General features: G+C 46.3%; 15 protein-coding genes. 11 read left to right on the top strand and 4 right to left on the bottom strand.

From position 1 onward, the window contains the following. From dnaN to gyrB, 3 genes are read left to right on the top strand one after another with little or no spacing between them, the layout of a single operon-like run. Positions 1–1,104 carry a DNA polymerase III subunit beta gene (dnaN, locus tag W04_RS12025; protein WP_053911001.1) on the top strand — a complete coding sequence of 368 codons (1,104 nt, stop codon included), beginning with the start codon at positions 1–3 and terminating at the stop codon, positions 1,102–1,104. 3 nt (positions 1,105–1,107) lie between these two features. Then, the gene (recF, locus tag W04_RS12020; RefSeq protein ID WP_053911000.1) at positions 1,108–2,199 is read left to right on the top strand and encodes a DNA replication/repair protein RecF; all 1,092 of its coding nucleotides are present in this window, start codon (positions 1,108–1,110) and stop codon (positions 2,197–2,199) included. A gap of 11 nt (positions 2,200–2,210) precedes the next feature. Further along, entirely contained in the window at positions 2,211–4,628 is a 2,418-nt protein-coding gene (gene gyrB, locus W04_RS12015) for a DNA topoisomerase (ATP-hydrolyzing) subunit B (RefSeq protein ID WP_022944870.1), read from the top strand. A 76-nt stretch (positions 4,629–4,704) separates the two neighbouring features. On the opposite strand, the gene W04_RS12010 is transcribed toward gyrB, so the two are convergent. Next, positions 4,705–5,844, bottom strand: coding sequence for a S8 family serine peptidase (locus W04_RS12010; RefSeq protein WP_053910999.1), 1,140 nt, complete (start codon positions 5,842–5,844; stop codon positions 4,705–4,707). A 289-nt stretch (positions 5,845–6,133) separates the two neighbouring features. Here W04_RS12010 and glyQ point away from each other — a divergent pair, with 289 nt between their 5' ends. The 3 genes from glyQ to W04_RS11995 all read left to right on the top strand — a co-directional run bounded on the left by glyQ (position 6,134) and on the right by W04_RS11995 (position 9,673). Then, entirely contained in the window at positions 6,134–7,033 is a 900-nt protein-coding gene (gene glyQ / locus W04_RS12005) for a glycine--tRNA ligase subunit alpha (RefSeq protein ID WP_026111100.1), read from the top strand. A gap of 8 nt (positions 7,034–7,041) precedes the next feature. Continuing rightward, the gene (gene glyS, locus W04_RS12000; RefSeq protein WP_053910998.1) at positions 7,042–9,111 is read left to right on the top strand and encodes a glycine--tRNA ligase subunit beta; all 2,070 of its coding nucleotides are present in this window, start codon (positions 7,042–7,044) and stop codon (positions 9,109–9,111) included. Positions 9,112–9,220: 109 nt separating this feature from the next. Then, a complete protein-coding gene (locus W04_RS11995; RefSeq protein WP_053911106.1) occupies positions 9,221–9,673 on the top strand; it encodes a hypothetical protein in 453 nt (150 codons plus the stop codon). A 3-nt stretch (positions 9,674–9,676) separates the two neighbouring features. Here W04_RS11995 and tusA read toward each other — a convergent pair whose 3' ends face one another. The 3 genes from tusA to fadB all read right to left on the bottom strand — a co-directional run bounded on the left by tusA (position 9,677) and on the right by fadB (position 13,353). Next, entirely contained in the window at positions 9,677–9,916 is a 240-nt protein-coding gene (gene tusA / locus W04_RS11990; protein WP_022944865.1) for a sulfurtransferase TusA, read from the bottom strand. Between the two features lie 108 nt (positions 9,917–10,024). Further along, the gene (fadA, locus tag W04_RS11985; RefSeq protein WP_053910997.1) at positions 10,025–11,188 is read right to left on the bottom strand and encodes an acetyl-CoA C-acyltransferase FadA; all 1,164 of its coding nucleotides are present in this window, start codon (positions 11,186–11,188) and stop codon (positions 10,025–10,027) included. 2 nt (positions 11,189–11,190) lie between these two features. Then, positions 11,191–13,353, bottom strand: a complete 2,163-nt coding sequence (gene fadB, locus W04_RS11980) for a fatty acid oxidation complex subunit alpha FadB (protein ID WP_053910996.1) — start codon at positions 13,351–13,353, stop codon at positions 11,191–11,193. Between the two features lie 301 nt (positions 13,354–13,654). Here fadB and W04_RS11975 point away from each other — a divergent pair, with 301 nt between their 5' ends. The 5 genes from W04_RS11975 (at position 13,655) to W04_RS11955 (ending at position 20,240) form a co-directional block, all read left to right on the top strand. Next, a complete protein-coding gene (locus W04_RS11975; RefSeq protein WP_053910995.1) occupies positions 13,655–15,538 on the top strand; it encodes a transglycosylase SLT domain-containing protein in 1,884 nt (627 codons plus the stop codon). 60 nt (positions 15,539–15,598) lie between these two features. Next, positions 15,599–16,921 carry a Xaa-Pro dipeptidase gene (gene pepQ / locus W04_RS11970; RefSeq protein ID WP_053910994.1) on the top strand — a complete coding sequence of 441 codons (1,323 nt, stop codon included), beginning with the start codon at positions 15,599–15,601 and terminating at the stop codon, positions 16,919–16,921. 59 nt (positions 16,922–16,980) lie between these two features. Next, entirely contained in the window at positions 16,981–17,595 is a 615-nt protein-coding gene (locus W04_RS11965) for a YigZ family protein (protein ID WP_053910993.1), read from the top strand. A gap of 39 nt (positions 17,596–17,634) precedes the next feature. After that, positions 17,635–19,086: a TrkH family potassium uptake protein gene (locus W04_RS11960; RefSeq protein WP_053910992.1), complete on the top strand. Its 1,452-nt coding sequence runs from the start codon at positions 17,635–17,637 to the stop codon at positions 19,084–19,086. 944 nt (positions 19,087–20,030) lie between these two features. Then, the gene (locus W04_RS11955; RefSeq protein ID WP_022946908.1) at positions 20,031–20,240 is read left to right on the top strand and encodes an EF-hand domain-containing protein; all 210 of its coding nucleotides are present in this window, start codon (positions 20,031–20,033) and stop codon (positions 20,238–20,240) included. Positions 20,241–20,344: the final 104 nt, after the last annotated feature.

Here is a 20,344-nt window from a genome sequence, read left to right as displayed (position 1 = left end):
ATGCAAATTACTATCGCTAGAGATCAGTTTTTAAAACCACTCATGCAAGTGTCTGGTGCTATTGAGAGAAAACATACCCTGCCAATTCTTTCAAACGTATTGCTAGAGGTGCGTGATGGTCAACTTTATATGACTGGGACAGACCTTGAGATAGAGCTTGTTGCCTCGGTCACTTTGGAGGAGCCCACTGCCGATACTAAGATTACTTTGCCAGCTAAAAAGCTCTTAGATATCTGTAAAAGCTTGCCTGATGGCAGTGACATCAACTTAAACTCGCAAGAGCATCAGGTGGTACTGACCAGTGGTAAAAGCCGCTTTGCGCTATTGTCGTTGGCGGCCGAAGACTTTCCTAATTTAGAACAGTGGGATGGTGAGGTTGAGTTTCAGCTAAGCCGTATGGAACTGAGAAAGCTACTCGAGAACACCCACTTTTCCATGGCGAATCAGGATGTTCGTTATTACCTTAATGGTATGTCATTTGAATTAGAGAATGATGAAATAAAAACCGTTGCCACCGATGGCCACCGCCTCGCATTAGCGTTTAAAAAGTTACCTCAATCGCTTAATTCGCAGCGCCAACTTATAGTGCCACGCAAGGGCGTGCAAGAAATCATGCGGTTAATGCCGGCAGATGATAATCCTGTGACTATTCAGTTTGGTGCCAATCATATTCGAATTAGCGATGCAGAGTTTACATTTACTAGTAAATTAGTTGATGGGCGCTTTCCTGATTATCGCCGCGTTTTACCTCGTGGGGGTGATAAGATTATTACTGCAAATCGGGAGTGGCTACGCAATGCTCTGCACCGAGTGTCTATTTTGTCTAACGAAAAGTTTCGTGGTGTGCGCTTAAACTTAAGTAATGGCTTATTAAAAGTCAGTGCCAATAACCCAGAGCAAGAACAGGCCGAAGAAGTTGTTGAGGTTATGTATCAAGGTGATGAGTTAGAAATCGGTTTTAATGTTTCTTATTTGCTGGATGTTCTAAACACGGTAAAAACTGAAGACGTTACAATTACGCTTGCCGATTCGAATAGTAGTGCGCTGATGGAAGCGACAGGTGACAGTGAAGCGCTCTACGTTGTTATGCCTATGCGTCTATAGATAATGAGCATTACTTCTCTCAGCCTCAATGATTTTCGAAATGTTGAGGCTGTTTCTTTATCTCCCCAAGACATAAATATCATCTACGGGGAGAATGGCAGCGGCAAGACTAGTTTTCTCGAAGCCATATACTTCCTTTCCCATGGACGTTCTTTTCGTACCAATAAGTATCGCAACGTGATTCGTCATGGGGCGCAAAAATTTACTCTGCACGCAAAAAAGTACAGTAATAATCTCACCATCCCAATGGGGATAAGTAAAAATGTACAGGGCGAGACCCAAGTCCGTATTCAGGGAAAAGCAAGCCGACGTATATCAGACTTAGCTCAGGTATTGCCTGTGCAAGTCATCACACCTGAAAGTTACTCCTTCTTCTTTGGTGGACCGAAGGAGCGACGGGCATTTATTGATTTGGGTGTGTTCCACGTGGAACATGAGTTTTTAAATGCTTGGCAAAACTTTAACCGCATACATAAACAACGTAATGCTTTACTCAAGCAAAGGCCCCGGGATATCAAGCTTCAACTTGCTGTATGGGATAAAGAATTTGTGCGTTTGGCACAGCATATTACGGCGCTAAGAGAATCTTATATTGAGAGGTTTAAAGCGCATTTTTTTGATAGACTGTGTGCTGAACTTGAATTGATGCAAGGCCTGAAAATCGAGTTCCATTGCGGGTGGAAACAGTCAGATTCACTCGCTGATGTACTGTCAGAAAACCTCGAACGCGACCTTGCACGTGGATATACATCGAGAGGGCCCCATAAGGCGGATATAACGATAAAAACCGATATGGGTGCAGCAGAGCATGTCTTTTCAAGAGGACAGCTAAAACTGCTTTTATATGCGCTTAAAGTAGCGCAAAATAGCTTAATTGAAAAAGAGACCGGGAAGCAGTCACTGTTGCTAATAGACGACTTACCCTCGGAGCTCAGTGAAGATACAAAGCGCAAGGTGGGCCAATTATTATCCCATTGCCAAGCGCAAATATTTATAACGACAATTGAGTCCGAAAGTGTCTCTGCCGTGTTAGAAGCTTTGGATAGAACTGAAGCTTTGTTCCACGTGAAACATGGCAAACTAATAACAAGATAAATGGAAACACCATGTCTGAAAATTACGATTCATCAAGTATTAAAGTACTGAAAGGATTAGATGCAGTACGAAAACGGCCAGGAATGTACATTGGTGATACCGATGATGGCACCGGTTTACACCATATGGTTTTCGAAGTCGTCGATAACTCAATCGATGAGGCACTAGCAGGGTACTGTGACGACATCTTCGTAACTATCCACACCGATGGCTCAGTATCAGTTCGCGACAATGGTCGTGGTATCCCAACTGAAATCCATGAAGAGGAAGGAGTCTCAGCGGCTGAGGTTATCATGACCGTACTACACGCCGGTGGTAAATTTGATGATAACTCATACAAGGTATCCGGTGGTCTGCATGGTGTAGGTGTTTCGGTCGTTAACGCATTATCAGAAAAGCTGGCACTGGAAATTCGCCGCGAAGGTAAATTACATAAGCAAACCTACACCATGGGTGAGCCTGATGCGCCGCTTTCTGTAATTGGTGATTCGGAAACCTCAGGCACAGAAATTCGCTTCTGGCCGAGCTCAGAAACATTCAGCGATATTAACTTCCATTACGATATTTTAGCTAAACGCTTACGGGAATTATCATTTCTGAACTCTGGCGTATCTATCATTTTGACCGATGAGCGCGAGGAAGATAAGCGTGACCACTTTAAATATGAAGGTGGTATACAAGCTTTCGTTGAATACTTGAACCGCAAGAAAACACCAGTTCATCAAAATGTTTTCCACTTCACCCATGAGCGTGAAGATGGCATCAGCGTTGAAGTATCGATGCAGTGGAACGATGGCTTCCAAGAAAGTATTTTCTGCTTTACCAATAATATTCCTCAACGTGATGGTGGAACGCACTTAGCCGGTTTCCGTGCAGCGCTCACCCGTACATTGAATGGTTATATGGAAAAAGAAGGCCTTAACAAAAAAGCCAATGCGTCGACCAGTGGCGATGATGCCCGTGAAGGTCTAACCGCAGTTGTTAGCGTTAAAGTGCCAGATCCAAAGTTCTCATCGCAAACCAAAGATAAACTTGTTTCCAGCGAAGTGAAATCTGCTGTTGAGCAAGCGATGGCTGAAAAGTTAGGTGAGTTCTTACTTGAGAACCCAAGTGATGCAAAAGTCGTTGTCAGTAAAATAATTGACGCCGCACGTGCGCGTGAAGCAGCGCGTAAAGCGCGTGAAATGACGCGTCGTAAAGGAGCCATGGATTTAGCCGGCCTACCTGGTAAGCTAGCTGATTGCCAAGAGAAAGACCCTGCGGAGTCTGAACTTTACATAGTGGAGGGTGACTCAGCGGGTGGCTCTGCGAAGCAGGGACGCAATCGTAAAAACCAAGCTATCTTGCCACTTAAGGGTAAAATCCTAAACGTTGAAAAAGCCCGTTTTGATAAAATGCTTAGCTCACAAGAGGTGGCTACGCTCATTACGGCGTTAGGTTGTGGTATTGGCCGTGATGAATACGACCCTGAAAAACTTCGCTATCATCGTATTATTATCATGACCGATGCTGACGTAGATGGCTCGCACATCCGTACTCTGCTACTGACTTTCTTTTATCGTCAAATGCCAGAAATCATTGAGCGTGGTTATGTCTATATTGCTCAGCCACCGCTGTACAAAATTAAAAAAGGTAAGCAAGAGCGGTATATCAAAGATGATAATGCACTCGTTGAGTACTTAACTTCTCTCGCACTAAACGGTGCCGCACTGTATACCAGTGAGGGAGCAAGTGCTATTCAAGATAACGCGCTAGAGAATCTAGTTCGCGATTATCAGAGCACCGAAAAAGTCATTGAACGTTTAGCGAGAAAGTACCCATCTTCAATGATGAACAGCTTAATCTACCAACCTCGTATTAGTGAGTCTGAGCTTGATAATGAAGAGAAGGTGTTAGCATGGACGAAAACACTGGTAGAAGATTTAATTGCTAAAGATGAAGATGCGGCTATTTTCAGCGCACACACGCAATTCGACGAAGAGCGTAAACTCTATTATCCGCTGATCAATATTCGTCAGCACGGGGTTGATAAAGTCTATGTACTGAACCACGATTTCTTAACCTCCAAAGACTATCAGCGTATTAGTGTTACAGGTGAGAAAATCACAGACCTGATGCAAGAAGGCGCTTATGTTCAACGCGGGGAGAAAACGCAGCCAGTGAGCAGCTTTGTTGAAGCACTAGAGTGGTTAATTGCCGATTCTAAGCGTGGCCTATACACCCAGCGCTACAAAGGACTGGGTGAGATGAACCCTGAACAGCTGTGGGAAACGACGATGGATCCTAGTGCTCGCCGTATGCTTAAAGTGACCATTGAGGACGCTATAGCGGCAGACCAATTGTTTGCAACTCTAATGGGTGACCAAGTAGAGCCGCGCCGTGACTTTATCGAGCAAAACGCACTTCGTGTTGTGAATCTAGATGTGTAGAAATAAAGCCTAATAACGTATAACTAAAAGCCCTTACACAAACATGTAAGGGCTTTTTTTGATTTAATACTTAATATTAAAGATGGATAATATCATCGGCATTGCCATCTGGATCACTCAACGCCGATCCGTCTGTGCCTGGATTACCATTGCTCATCATGATCACCGCGCACGCCGCTGGTGAAGCCATTGATGTGCCAGACATTGTGGTAGTGCCACCCCCTTGGCGTGTGGAAAGAATACCGACTCCAGGTGCGGCATAATCGATAGGTGGGTTGCCAAAGTTACTGAAACTAGCAAAGCGGTCGCTGCTATCTGTTGCTGAAATAGTATAAACCCGGTTATGGGAGGCGCTCGCTGGAGAGACATTATTGGCATCTTGGCTTTCATTGCCTGCGGCCACTACAAAAAAGGCTCCCGATTGTTGTGCAGCATTTTCGACCGCATCGTTAAGTTCCTGATTGAAGCCTCCGCCTAAACTCATATTTGCACAGTCGCCTGATGAGGCATTAGCGGCGACATGATCAATACCTGCTAGTACCCCAGACCAGCTGCCAGAACCGCGAGAATCGAGTACTTTTACAGGGACCACATCAGCACCTGCTGCAACACCAACGACATCGATACCGTTATTAAGAGCAGCGATAGTGCCGGCGACATGAGTACCATGACCATTGCCATCATCCATGTCTGCGTCACGCCCTTTAGAAAAAGCGGTAAAGCCACGGTTAGCATCAACGTTGAGATCAGCATGGTCTAAGTCAATACCGGTATCGAGTACCCAAGCGGTATAGCCGGAACCATCCACTGGACCTCCAACACGCGTGACGCTCCAAGGCGTTTGTTGAGATTGACTGCCGCCGCCACCGGGCTTACCTTTTTTTGCTGGTGAGGCATAGGCAATGCCATCTTCGGTGAAGCGCATCACATCGGCCTCGTTTGCAAATACCGTTTTCGCTTTAGCGCAGCTCATATTAACAGCCATACCTTTGATCGCATTTTTATATAGGTGCTTGGCTTGAGCTTGTGCCTTAGTCAACATACCGCGTGCTTTACCTTCGACATCGAAGCGAGAAACCGAGTCATTAAAACGGATAATACAGGTATTATCGATCTCCATCTGTGCCGCCATGCCAGTAAAACTAGGGGCGCTTTGTGCAGTGGCTATACCGGTGGATGCAGCGAATACCGCTGTGGCTAAAAGTGTCTTTTTCATTTCAAATCCTATCTTAGTTATATTTTATTGGTTAAAGCGTGGTTAATACTAATTTAACAAAGACAGACTGCTTTGCTGATAATGCAATAAAGAAGAATTAAAAATACGAATAATGAACTAGGTGAGAAGAAATAATTCAGTGATGTTTAAATGAATAGATTATGAATGTGAAAGGAAGGGGCTGTTAGCTACAGAGCCACTGTAAAAGAAACTGCTTAAAACACAGCGTGGCAGCAGGTATACTGTGAGCAATAAAACCGCACTCAAAGCAGCAGAATCTAACCTCATTATGCAAAAATACGACTTACAAACCTTTCAAGGCCTTATCCTAGCGTTACAGGATTACTGGGCACAGCAGGGCTGTGTTATTGCACAGCCTTTTGATCTAGAAGTGGGCGCAGGCACGTTTCATCCACTCACCTTTTTAAAAGCCGTTGGCCCAGAGCCAATGTCGAGTGCGTATGTGCAGCCTTGTCGCCGTCCTACCGATGGCCGCTATGGTGAAAACCCTAACCGCCTACAGCATTACTATCAATTTCAGGTAGTTTTAAAGCCGTCTCCGGACAATATCCAAGACCTATACTTGGGCTCACTCGCTGCATTGGGAATTGACACACTTAAGCATGAAGTCCGTTTTGTTGAAGACAACTGGGAATCGCCAACTCTGGGTGCTTGGGGATTAGGATGGGAAGTGTGGCTAAATGGCATGGAAGTCACGCAGTTCACCTATTTCCAGCAAGTAGGGGGGCTTGAGTGCGCGCCAGTAACCGGCGAAATCACCTATGGTCTAGAGCGTTTAGCCATGTATATTCAAGGTGTGGACAGTATTTACGACCTCGTGTGGGCTGACGGCCCGATGGGCAAAGTGACCTATGGTGATGTTTTCCACCAAAACGAAGTAGAGCAGTCGAAATACAATTTCGAACATGCCGACGTTGATGCGCTATTTAAGCAATTCGACCAGTGCGAAAAGGAAAGCCAAAAACTCATAGAAGCAGAGTTGCCATTACCAGCTTATGAGCAAGTGATGAAGGCATCGCACGCATTCAACCTTCTCGATGCACGTCACGCTATCTCAGTGACAGAGAGACAACGTTATATTCTGCGCGTTAGAGCCTTATCTAAAGCCTGTGCAGAAAGTTACTACGCGGCGCGTGAAGCGCTCGGATTCCCGCTGTGTAAGGATTAAGAATACCTATGTTACAACAGAATCTTTTAGTTGAAATTGGTACTGAAGAGTTACCACCGAAATCACTGCGCACACTTGCAGAAGCCTTTGCTGATGCATTAACCGCACAACTGGACGAGCTTACTCTCGGGCACCAAGGTGTGCAGTGGTATGCATCGCCTCGCCGGTTGGGGTTGATGGTGTTGCAACTGGACGAAAAACAACAAGACAAAGTGGTCGAGAAGCGTGGCCCAGCAGTCAAAGCTGCGTTTGACGCCGATGGCAACCCAACCAAAGCGGCATTGGGTTGGGCTCGTGGCTGTGGTATTGAAGTCAGCGATGCGGAGCGCCATATCACCGATAAAGGCGAGTGGTTACTACACAAGGCCAATGTTCCTGGTCAGGCGGTACAAGAGCTGATTGTAGACGCCGTAGCTAAGGCATTAACTAAACTACCTATCCCTAAACCTATGCGTTGGGGAGCTAACAAGACTCAGTTTATTCGCCCGGTACACACCGCGACCATTTTCTACGGTGCAAGCTTAGTTCAAGGTGAAATTCTTGGTAAAGCGATCGGTAACGAGCTTCAGGGGCATCGCTTCCATCACCCAGAGAAAGTCGCGATTCATCACGCCGATGAGGCGCTAGTTAAGCTGCAGGAAGCCTACGTTGTCGCGGATTACGAGGCGCGCAAAGCGATGATCCGTAATCAAATTGATGCCGCTGCAGCAAAAGTGGGTGCCCAGGTTGCGATGGATGAAGAACTGTTAGAGGAAGTGACCTCGCTGGTTGAATGGCCGGTGACGTTAACCGCCTCTTTTGAAGAAGAGTTCTTGGATGTGCCAGATGAAGCACTGATCTACACCATGAAAGACGACCAAAAATACTTCCCACTGCTCGATAGCAATGGCAAGCTGATTAATAAATTCTTATTTGTTTCCAATATTGAGAGTAAAGACCCAAGTGTAGTGATCTCTGGAAATGAGAAAGTAGTGCGCCCACGTTTGGCTGATGCACAGTTCTTTTATGAGGCAGATAAAAAGAAAACATTGGAAAGCCGCTTAGCGTCTCTTGATTCCGTGTTGTTCCAAAAACAACTAGGTACCTTGAAAGATAAATCAGAGCGAATTAGCGCGCTATCAGGCTACATTGCAGAGCAATTGAGTGCCGATAAAGCTTTAGCAGAGCGGGCCGGTTTGTTAAGTAAAACCGACCTAATGACAGAGATGGTGATGGAGTTCACTGATGTTCAAGGCGTGATGGGGATGCATTATGCACGTCATGACGGTGAGCATGAAGATGTCGCCAATGCCATGAACGAGCAATATATGCCGCGTTTCTCTGGGGATGAATTACCACATAGCACTATCGCTTGTGCTGTGGCTCTGGCAGATAAGTTCGACACCTTAGTGGGTATTTTTGGTATCGGCCAAGCTCCGAAAGGTGACAAGGACCCATTTGCCCTGCGTCGTGCAGCAATTGGTGCGCTTCGGATCATGGTAGAGAAGCAACTACCTTTAGATGTGCTTGATATTATCGCCAAAGCACAGCAACTGTTTGCTGATAAGCTCAGTAACAGTAATGTCGCTGAGGATGTATTTGATTTCCTCCTAGGGCGTTTCCGTACTTGGTATCAAGAGCAGGGTATTGCCGTTGATGTAATCCAGGCTGTGCTGGCGCGTCGACCTTCTAAACCCCTTGATTTCGACCTGCGTGTAAAGGCGGTAAGCCATTTCCGTAGCTTAGAGCCTGCAGAAGCGCTGGCAGCGGCAAATAAACGAGTGGGTAATATCCTCAGCAAAAATGGCATCAAGGAAGTCGGTGCCATTGATAAAGCGTTACTTCAAGAGCCTGCCGAGCAGACTTTGGCTGAGCAAGTAGCGGCCTATCAAGCGAAGTTATCGCCATTGTACGAACAGGGCGATTATCAGCAGGCATTAAGTGAATTGGCGAATATACGTCAAAGTGTTGATGCCTTTTTCGATAACGTAATGGTGATGGCTGACGATGATGCCGTTAAGAACAATCGCTTGGCGCTATTGTCACAATTACAATCGCTGTTTCTGCAAGTTGCTGACATTTCTGTTTTACAGAAATAGTGAGTATTTTTCATAGTGATAGTAAAAGCCAGCATTAAGCTGGCTTTTTTATTGAAGCCTTTGCACTAATTTCTTAGACTGGAGAAAAGTGCGCTTAAAGTGGAAACAAATAATAATGACAAAGCAAATTCCGTTACTCGTTTCAGCCTTACTATTGGGGGCTTGCTCAAGCTCAGTGACTATCGATGATATCGTGCCTGCTGAGGAAGTGAAAAAGCCGTTATTCTTGCGTGGTGATTTCTCGTTGTGGGATGCACAGCCAGAGTATCAAATGCAACGAGTGGCGCCAGCCATCTATGAGACCAAAATTCGCTTCTCTACGCCGGGGAAGGCCTATGAGTTCAAAATAGCCGATGCTCAATGGAGTGCTGGTTATAATTGCGGTTATCTTGACGAAGGGCTTGATAAAACGTTAGAGCTTGGCCTACCAGTTCAGGCAGACTGCAACAGCGTATACAACTATTTTAGCTTTACGCCAGAGGAGAAAGGTTGGTACAAAGTGTCTATCAATTTCTCTCGCTTTAAAAAGCCCTTGGTAACAGTCAATCAAGTGTTTGAATAAGGCCTACTGGCCTTTTCTGATCAAATACTGATACGGGGCTTGCTCGGTTTTCTGGGCCACCAAGGTGTGGTCCATAAAACGACAAAAACTGGGAATATCACGAGTCGTTGAAGGGTCATCAGCGGTGATTAGCAGGGTCTCGCCTTGGCGCATTTTGCGCACGGTGCCGCGCACCATCATCACCGGTTCGGGGCAACGTAGGCCCATGGCGTCAAGAACATGGTCAGCTTGGTCAAAGTTCATTGGTGTCGTTGCCTTAGAATAAAAGCGCTAGTTTACCCAAACTTTAGATAAGAAAAAAGGCGGGAGCAATAATGCTTAACCCGCCTTTTTGTCACCAAGCTGATGTGGCTATGGACGTTCGAACACCGTAGCAATACCTTGGCCTAAACCAATACACATGGTTGCAAGGCCGTATTTAGCGTCCTTATCTTCCATAATATTGATAAGCGTGGTGCTGATCCGTGAACCAGAGCAACCCAATGGATGCCCAAGTGCAATTGCACCGCCATTTAGATTCACTTTTTCATCGACCTTATCCAGTAGACCTAAGTCTTTAAGCACTGGTAAAGACTGCGCTGCGAATGCTTCATTAAGCTCAGCAACGTCAATATCATCAATGCTGATGCCTGCCTGCGCCAATGCCTTCTTAGTCGCAGGGACCGGACCATAACCCATAATTGATGGATCGCAGCCGGCGACCGCCATTGACTTAACACGAGCACGAATTGGCAAGCCTAGCTCTTTAGCTTTGTCTTCACTCATAACCAACATGGCAGAAGCACCGTCAGACAACGCTGAAGATGTGCCTGCAGTGACGCTACCCGAGGCCGGGTTAAATACAGGACGAAGCTGAGATAAACCCTCGACGGTGGTTTCTGGACGAATAACTTCATCATCTTCAACCAAGGTCAATGCACCACTTTCATCATGGCCTTCCATCGGTAGGATCTCGCTTTTAAAGCGACCCTCTATTGTGGCTGCATGAGCGCGTTGGTGTGAGCGAGCGCCGAACTGGTCCTGTTGCTCGCGGCTAATACCGTGCAAGGTGGCAAGATATTCAGCTGTTAGTCCCATCACACCTGCGGCTTGAGCTACAGAAGTAGCGAGCCCTGGGTGGAAATCATTACCATGGGTCATTGGTACATGGCCCATATGCTCCACACCCCCGATAAGGTATGTGTCGCCGGCACCGGTCATAATTGCGCGTGCCGCATCATGCAACGCTTGCATTGATGAGCCGCATAATCGGTTTACAGTGACTGCTGGCACTGTGTGTGGAATACCCGCCAACAGTGCGGCGTTACGGCCGACGTTAAAGCCTTGTTCTAAGGTTTGCTGTACGCAACCCCAATAGATGTCGTCTATTGACGCAGGATCCACAGCAGGGTTGCGCTCTAATAGGCCTTTCATCAAGTGGGCACTAAGGTCCTCAGCACGCTTGTGGCGGAATACGCCATTTTTTGAGCGGCCCATAGGTGTACGAATACAATCAACGATGACAACATTATTCATGATTATTGTCCCTCCACTTGATAAAACACGCGGCCTTGCTCGGCCCATTGACGTGTTTGGTCAGATACTTGGTAAATCGCACCAAGGTGTGCGTACTTATCGGCAGTTGCTACAAATCTAGCCAGGCCGACTTGGTCTAAATAGCGGAATACACCGCCTCTGAACGGCGGGAAGCCAATACCATATACCAACGCCATGTCTGCTTCTTGTGGTGAAGCAATGATGTTTTCTTGTAGGCAAAGCAGTACTTCGTTGATCATCGGTACCATACAGCGGTCGATCATTTCCTGCTTATCAACGTCTTTCTCACTGTCGCTCAGCGTTGATAGTAACTTTAATGCCTCGTCATCATGGCTCTTCTTCAAACGGCCACGGCGATCAGGAGCATAGCTGTAGAAGCCTTTGCCATTTTTCTGACCATAGCGTTTAGCTTCTGCAAACACGGCGACTGGATCTTTCTCTTGGCGAGCCATACGCTCAGGGAAGCCTTCAGCCATCACGCCAGTGCAATGGAAGGCGGTATCAATACCCACCACGTCTAGTAGGTAGGCGGGCCCCATTGGCCAACCAAAGACATTTTCCATGACTTTATCGATTTTTGCGAAGCTGATTCCTTCGCTGACCATTTTGCTGAAGCCAGCAAAGTAGGGGAATAGCACACGGTTTACGAAAAACCCAGGGCAGTCATTCACAACGATGGGCGACTTACCTAGCTTAAGGGCATAGTCGACTACAGCGTTAACGGTATCTTCTGAGGTTTTCTCGCCACGAATCACTTCTACCAAAGGCATCTTTGGAACGGGGTTGAAAAAGTGCATACCGCAGAATTTTTCAGGTTTCTCTAGCGCTGTGGCAAGTTCATCAATACGAATAGTCGACGTATTTGATGTTAGTACAGCATTGTCACCTAAGGTTTTCTCAAGGTCGCTTAATACCGCTTTTTTCACCTTCGGATTCTCAACCACGGCTTCAACTACGATATCAGCACTTTGCACATCCGCATCGTTGAGAGTCGGTTTGATTTTTCCTAGTACGCCGACCATCTTATCCATGTTCATATGGCCGCGTTTTACTTTTTTACCAAGTAGCTTTGCTGCCTCGCCCATACCTAAGTCGAGAGCATCTTGGTTAATGTCTTTCATGACAATAGGTGTGCCTTTGTAGGCTGACTGGTAAGCAATACCGCCGCCCATAATGCCTGCACCTAGTACCGCAGCTTGGTTGATGGTGACACTACTACCCTTGGCTTGCTTTTTAGCTTTGCCTTTAATGAACTGATCGTTCAAGAAAATACCGGTTAGCGCAGCCGCTTCATTGGTTTTAGCCAGCTTGGCGAAGTTGGCATTTTCTACTGCCATGGCTTCGTCGCGACTCATATTTGCGGCTTCTTTAATGGTTTTCACTGCAAGCACTGGCGCTGGGTAGTGGCCTTTAGTTTTGCCCATAACCATGCCTTCGGCCATGGCAAAGCTCATGCCTTGCTCCACCTTATTCATCTTCAATGGCGCTTGTTTTGTTGCGCGGCGCTTTTGCCAATCAAGCTTACCCGCAATGGCTTGCTCCAGCATATTGATACATGCATCAACAAGTACGTCATCAGCAACCACAGCATCAAGTGCACCTACTTTTAGTGCATCATTGGCGCGGTTTTCCTGACCCGTAGTGATCCAAGTCATGGCATTGTCTGCACCGATGATACGAGGTAAACGCACGGTGCCACCAAAGCCGGGCATAATACCCAGTTTGGTCTCAGGTAAACCGATTTTAGCTTTGCTGCTACCAACACGGAAATCAGTCGCCAGAACCCACTCACAGCCACCGCCAAGAGCCATACCATTGATGGCACTGATAGTAGGGAAAGGTAAGTCTTCTAAAGCATCAAACACATCGGTTGCGTTTTTAATCCAGCTTACAAGCTCTTGCTCTGGTCTTTGGAAAGTGGGTAGGAATTCAAAAATATCAGCACCAACGATGAAGTGATCTTTATCGCTGGTAAATACCATGCCTTTAATGTCGTCACGTTGACGTAATTCTTTGATGGCCTCTAAGCAGTCGTTTAAGGTTTGTTGAGATAGTTTATTCACTGAACCAGGTACAGTGAACTTAAACTCAGCAATTTGGTCCTTTATAAAAGAGACTACAAAGGAATCGCTCTGAAATATCATGGGTATCTCCCTTTGTTTCATGTGAAACTGGTACGATGAGTTGGGTTTTCGATCAGTGTCGCGTCTTTAATCCGAAAATGCAATGAAAATTTCCGGCTAAAATTTACATTCGGTTAAAAATTAACGCTGATACGAGATGCGACCAAAACACGTATAGATGCGGTTACTAAAGGTCAAAACTCATCCATTAATGTAGTACAGTTAAGATGGTTCGCTGAACCAATAATGGTAACGTGCCTTTTTGAGCATTTTTAGTGTTATTCCGTTACCTGTGTTTCGCGCGATAAAACGTAGGATTATCATGAAACGATTTATACATGTGTTACTGGCTGCATCCCTACTGCACGCCTCCAGTGCTTCTTTAGCCAGTGACAATGACGATTTTTTAGAGGCGGAAAAGGTGGCCTGGTCAGGCAACTATAAAGAGTTTAAGCGCCTCAATAGCCAACTCGATCACCCCCTTAAGCCTTATGTCGAGATGGCCTTTTATAAACGCCATCCGCAGTTAAAATATCAAACAGAAATAGAGCGCTTTTTAAGCGTGTACCAAAATACTCCCCTCGAGTGGCCGGTGCGTCGAGCCTGGCTTAACTACTTAGCTAAAAGAGGACGAAAAGCCGACTTTGTTGCTAACTATCAACCGACAAGCGATGCGCAGTTAAAGTGCCAGTACCTAGATTTTCAATTGCAACTAGGTGCCCCTGAGCGAGCAATATTAGCGCAAGTTGCTGATCTCTGGGTGGTTGGACAATCTCAACCGAAACAGTGTGATTCCTTGTTCGCTAAGTGGCGTGATGCTGGGATGCAAACCCCACAACGGGTATGGCAACGGGTAGGGCTGGCAGCACGAGAGGGCGAACACCACTTGCTGCGCTACCTGAAAACATTGCTACCGAAAAATGAGCGTTATTTAGCGGATTTATATTCTGCGGTGCGCAAAGACCCCAGTGCTGCAGCAGGTTTGTACCGATTCAAAAACAAAAGCAGCAAAGAAGCGGAAATTGCCCATTATGGCGTTAAGCGTTTGGTATGGCGAGATCCGGAACTAGCGATTCGAGCATGGACCAAACTCGATAACATGTTCACTTTTACCGATGAGCAACGTCAGGAAATTAACTATGCCTTTGCTTATGCATTAGCGGTAAAACAGCATGATGAAGCGAAGTTTTGGTTAAATAAAGTGCCCGATGCGGGCCATGATAAAAAGCTCATGCAGTGGCATCTGGCGAATATGCTCAGAGAGCAAGATTGGCCAGGGATATCAGCATACTTCACTAATAAAACCAATCTCAGCAATGGCCATAAATACTGGCTTGCATACAGCTATTTTCGTCAAGGGCGGGCACAAGAGGCTCAAGATATATGGCTGCCGCTGGCACAACAACGAGATTATTATGGCTTTCTTGCCGCCGCACGCTTGGACCAACCGGTTAACCTCAATAGTAAACAGTTGATGTTGCCGCCTGGGTTGAAGGAAAAGGTGGCTCAGGCGCCAGGCTTCAAACGCGCCAAACGTTTGCATGAACTGAAGCGCTACACCAGCGCGCGCAGGGAATGGAATTACCTAATAGACACTTCAAGTGAAGCGGAGAAACTAGCGGCTTCGGTATTAGCCGGTGAACAAGGCTGGCATGACAGTACCATCTTTACATTAGCGCGTATAAAGGCTTGGGATTACGTGGATTTACGCTTCCCCGATGCATTCACCGACTTATTTAAGCGCTATAGCCGCCGCAACAAGGTGGATATGGATTGGAGTATTGCTATTGCTCGGCGTGAGAGCTCTTTTGCTCCGGATGCCCGCTCTCGGGCCAATGCGCGTGGCTTAATGCAGCTTCTTCCTAGCACCGCGAAGTATATTAATCGTAGTACCGTGTCTTCACGGCGTTTGTACGAGCCCAGTACCAATATCAATTTGGGCACCAAGTACCTAAAGTACTTAGAGGGTAAAACTAATGGCAACCAAGTGCTAGCAACAGCGTCTTACAATGCGGGTTATCACCGTGTACGTAAATGGTTACCGGATCAAGCTATGCCTGCGGAGCTGTGGATTGAATTGATCCCGTATCGGGAAACGCGCGACTATGTCAAAAATGTATTTGCTTATCGGCAAGTATACCTTACTAAACAAGGCAAAAATGAAAACATCCTAGCGTCTATTCTTGATATGCGCATAGGTGGTTAGCCGCACAGCTGGCGGCTGTGATAGACTGCAGTTAATAATATTTAGCAAAGTGGGTGATACATGAATAAATTAGCGGTGTTATACGCTGAACATATTGCAACCTTGCAAAAGCGCACGCGCGAAATTATCGAACGCGAAAACCTAGACGGTGTTGTTTTCCATTCTGGCCAGGCGAAGCGCCAGTTCTTAGACGATATGTACTACCCGTTTAAGGTGAATCCACAATTTAAGGCCTGGTTGCCAGTGATCGATAATCCACACTGTTGGATTGTCGCGAATGGCACTGATAAGCCAAAGTTGATTTTCTATCGCCCTGTGGACTTTTGGCACAAGGTCCCCGATGAGCCGAATGAGTATTGGGCTGACTACTTTGATATTGAACTGCTAGTGAAACCGGATCAGGTAGAAAAGTTACTACCCTATGATAAGGCACGATTTGCATATATTGGCGAATACTTGGAAGTCGCTCAAGCTTTGGGTTTTGAGCTGATGAATCCAGAGCCGGTAATGAACTTTTATCATTACCACCGTGCCTACAAAACGCAGTACGAACTTGCTTGTATGCGTGAGGCGAATAAAATCGCTGTACAAGGTCACAAAGCTGCGCGAGATGCGTTTTTCCAAGGCAAGTCTGAATTTGAAATTCAACAAGCCTATCTTTTAGCGACCCAACACAGCGAAAATGACACGCCTTACGGCAACATTGTGGCGCTAAACGAAAACTGCGCCATTTTGCACTACACGCACTTTGATCGTGTTGCTCCTGCTAGCCATCGTTCTTTTTTGATTGATGCTGGTGCGAACTTCAATGGCTACGCAGCCGATATTACTCGAACCTATGACTTTACTGGTGAAGGGGAATTTGCTGAGCTTGTTGCCACTATGAAGCAGCATCAAATTGCACTATGTAACCAGTTAGCGCCTGGCAAGTTGTATGGTGAGTTACACCTTGACTGTCACCAACGTGTGGCGCAAACACTGAGTGACTTTAACATCGTCAACTTATCGGCCGATGAAATTGTTGCCAAAGGCATTACTTCAACATTCTTCCCACATGGTTTAGGCCATCATATTGGTTTACAAGTACATGATGTGGGTGGTTTTATGGCTGACGAGCAGGGCGCACACCAAGAGCCGCCTGAAGGTCACCCGTTCCTGCGTTGCACGCGTAAGATTGAAGTGAATCAAGTATTTACCATTGAACCTGGATTGTACTTTATCGATTCCTTGCTTGGTGATTTAGCAGCGACAGATAATAATCAGCATATTAATTGGGACAAGGTCGCAGAGCTTAAGCCTTTCGGTGGTATTCGTATTGAGGACAATATCATTGTTCACGAAGACAACCTTGAGAATATGACTCGCGAGCTAGAGCTCGATTAACCACCCATTCACTGCGGGGCCTAAGTGCCCCGCAGTTTGCTATCAATGATCCTGCCGTTATGTCTGAATACTCTTACCCTAGTGAGCCCTTAAGTTACGAAGAAGAAATCAAAAAGAGCACTTTTATTGTGCATGTGGCGCACACGCCGGATATTAGTGCGGCAAAGGACTTTATCGCCGATATCAATCGCCGTTACCCCGATGCCCGCCATAACTGCTGGGCTCATGTAGCAGGGGCTCCAGGAGGCAGCCATGTGTATGGCTTTTCCGATGATGGCGAGCCCAATGGGACTGCTGGAAAACCAATGCTGAATGTACTCCAAGGCAGTGGCCTTGGCGAAATTTGTGCTGTGACAACGCGTTACTTCGGTGGTATTAAGCTTGGGACCGGTGGGTTGGTTCGTGCCTATGGCGGTACGCTTAATAACGCGCTGGCGCAACTAGTTACCCAGGTTAAGGTGCCTAGTGTGGTACTCATTGGCGACAGTGACTATGCTCTACAGGGAGTCATAGAGCAAAGGTTGCAAACTCACTATCAAGTCCTTGATATTGAGAAGCAATACGATAGCGCCATTCGTTGGCAGATATGTATTGATGAGCGCCAAAGCCATGCAGCGATAAAAGATATCTTTGATTTAAGCCACGGTACTGTTGAGTTAAAAATAAAACAGTAAGACAATAACATGCAAACAAAAGTCACGGCGATGCGCTAGATGCAATACCGCACGATAATAAAAATACTGGGCCAGCTGGTGGCGTTATTCAGCATCACTATGGTGCCGCCAGCCTTGGTCTCGCTAATATACAAAGACGGTGGCGGCTTACCTTTTATTCTCGCTTTTGTCTTTAGCGTCATTGCTGGCTTAATTGCCTACTACCCCAACCGTAATGAACATGGAGATTTAAAGGCTCGGGAAGGCTTTTTAATTGTGGTGTTGTTTTGGCTGGTGCTGGGCTCGTTCGCATCTTTACCGCTGATTTTTCTAGATGCACCCAAGTTATCAATGGCAGACGCCGTATTTGAGGCGTTTTCTGGGCTGACCACTACCGGTGCGACTGTACTTACAGGCATAGAATATTTACCTAAGTCGGTGCTTTTCTATCGTCAGCAATTACAATGGCTGGGCGGTATGGGGATCATCGTACTTGCCGTTGCCGTGCTCCCTATGCTTGGCGTGGGTGGGATGCAGCTGTACCGTGCTGAGACGCCAGGGCCGGTGAAAGATTCAAAAATGACACCACGAATTGCCGATACGGCAAAACACCTGTGGTATATCTATGTGTCGCTTACCTTAACTTGCACGCTGGCTTATTGGATTGCGGGAATGAATTGGTTTGATGCGATTTGTCATGCCTTTTCAACCATAGCCATTGGTGGTTTCTCTACCTATGATGCGTCGATGGGGCACTTTGATAGCCCCGTGATTAACCTGATCTGTGTGGTGTTTTTACTAATTGCGGCAATCAACTTTTCACTGCACTATGCAGCTGTGGCCAGTCGTAGTGGCAAAGTTTATTTGCGCGACCCTGAGTTTAAAGCGTTTTTTCTGATTCAAGTGGCGCTCATCATTATCTGTTTCGCAGTGCTTTCCTCTAATAACATTTACGCTAATGGTGATGAAACTCTCGACCAAGCGATGTTTCAGGCCGTTTCCATCAGTACCACCGCCGGTTTTGCGACCGATAACTTCTCCGCTTGGCCGCTGTTTCTACCCATGCTGCTGATCTTTTCCAGTTTTATTGGTGGTTGTGCGGGCTCCACAGGCGGGGGAATGAAAGTAGTGAGGGTGTTTTTACTTTACTTACAAGGTATCCGAGAGCTTAACCGTTTGGTCCACCCGCGCGCCATCTATTCGATTAAGCTAGGTCGTAAAGCCCTACCAGATAAGGTTGTAGAGGCGGTATGGGGCTTTTTCTCTGCCTATGCCTTGGTGTTTGTAATTATTATGATCAGCCTGATGGGGACGGGGCTAGATAATATCACTGCCTTCTCGGCGACCGCCGCCTGCCTTAATAACCTGGGTCCAGGCTTGGGTGAAGTAGCCGCTCACTATGGTGACATTAGTGATAGCGCAAAGTGGATCCTGACATTGGCAATGGTCTTTGGCCGGTTAGAGATATTTACTCTCCTCGTGCTGTTTACCCCAACATTCTGGCGTGGGTGAGGCACGGTCGCTTGCGACTGCGAGTGACTTAACGTCACTCGTTGAGGGCCGAACGCGAAGGCGTGGATGCCTGAGCCGGGCGTCGCTTCAGGATGAATTCCGGCCACTATGCTATCCCTTTTCTATCGCGTGACAGTGACTTAACGTCACTCGTTGAGGGCCGAACGCGAAGGCGTGGATGCCTGAGCCGGGCGTCGCTTCAGGATTAATTCCTGCCACCATGCTATCCCTTTTCTATCGCGTGACAGTGACTTAACGTCACTCGTTGAGGGCCGAACGCGAAGGCGTGGATGCCTGAGCCGGGCGTCGCTTCAGGATTAATTCCTGCCACCATGCTCTCCCTTTTCTATCTCGTGGCAGTGACTTAACGTCACTCGTTGAGTGGCGTTGAGGCGTGGATACCTAGCGTAGGCACTCAATTGTTTTTTATCTCTTCTGTATTTCTTTTTGTTCTAAATTCCATCTCTTTACTGAACCAAAGATGCGTTGTTGCTAAAAAGCAACACAACGCTTGGTGTGCAGTCGGGGCTCAATCAAAATCCCCTTACAAATAGTCATTTAAGTTTTAAGTTGCTGAATTTTATGAAAATAAACATAAAAAATAATTTATGAGAATGATGGCATTACACTTTCATTCAGTTAAAAGTCACCTTCAGCTCAATCCAGGCAGGTAATTGGCTGAATTCAAGGTGAGAAGTTGCAAAATAACCTCTTGAAAAATATAGATATTATCTTTTAAGCCTGAACTATGTCGCAAAAGAGCAACAGAAAAACATAGTGTAACGGCTCTTAATTCCCCTGATTTACATATATCTACATGATAAATAATGCTTTTTTAATGTTGGCACCGGACTTGTAATAGTCAGGGTGAGTTTAAAACGCAGTAGCAATTAGCACAGAACGTTACTGATACAGATTTCAACAAGTAAAGAAGGATATTGATTATGAAACGCATGACTTCAACTTTAGCACTTATCACTTTAGCAGCTTCAAGCGCAGCGTTTGCAGCAGATTTCTCTACTTTAGATGCAGACGGCAATGGCGCTATCAGCAAGCAAGAAGCAGCAGTGGATGCAGAGCTTAGCAAACACTTCGACAAGCTAGATACCGATGGTAACGGTGAGCTGTCAAAAGAAGAGTTTGAACAAGCTTAAGCGCTTAGTTTAAACATCAATTTCAGATTTTAGTTTTCAGTCCAGAAGGATACTTATTATGAAACGCATGACTTCAACTTTAGCACTTATCACTTTAGCAGCTT

Source organism: Pseudoalteromonas sp. SW0106-04, assembly GCF_001293805.1.
Classification (GTDB): domain Bacteria; phylum Pseudomonadota; class Gammaproteobacteria; order Enterobacterales; family Alteromonadaceae; genus Pseudoalteromonas; species Pseudoalteromonas ruthenica.
This window is presented reverse-complemented; position numbering and strand designations above follow the sequence as displayed.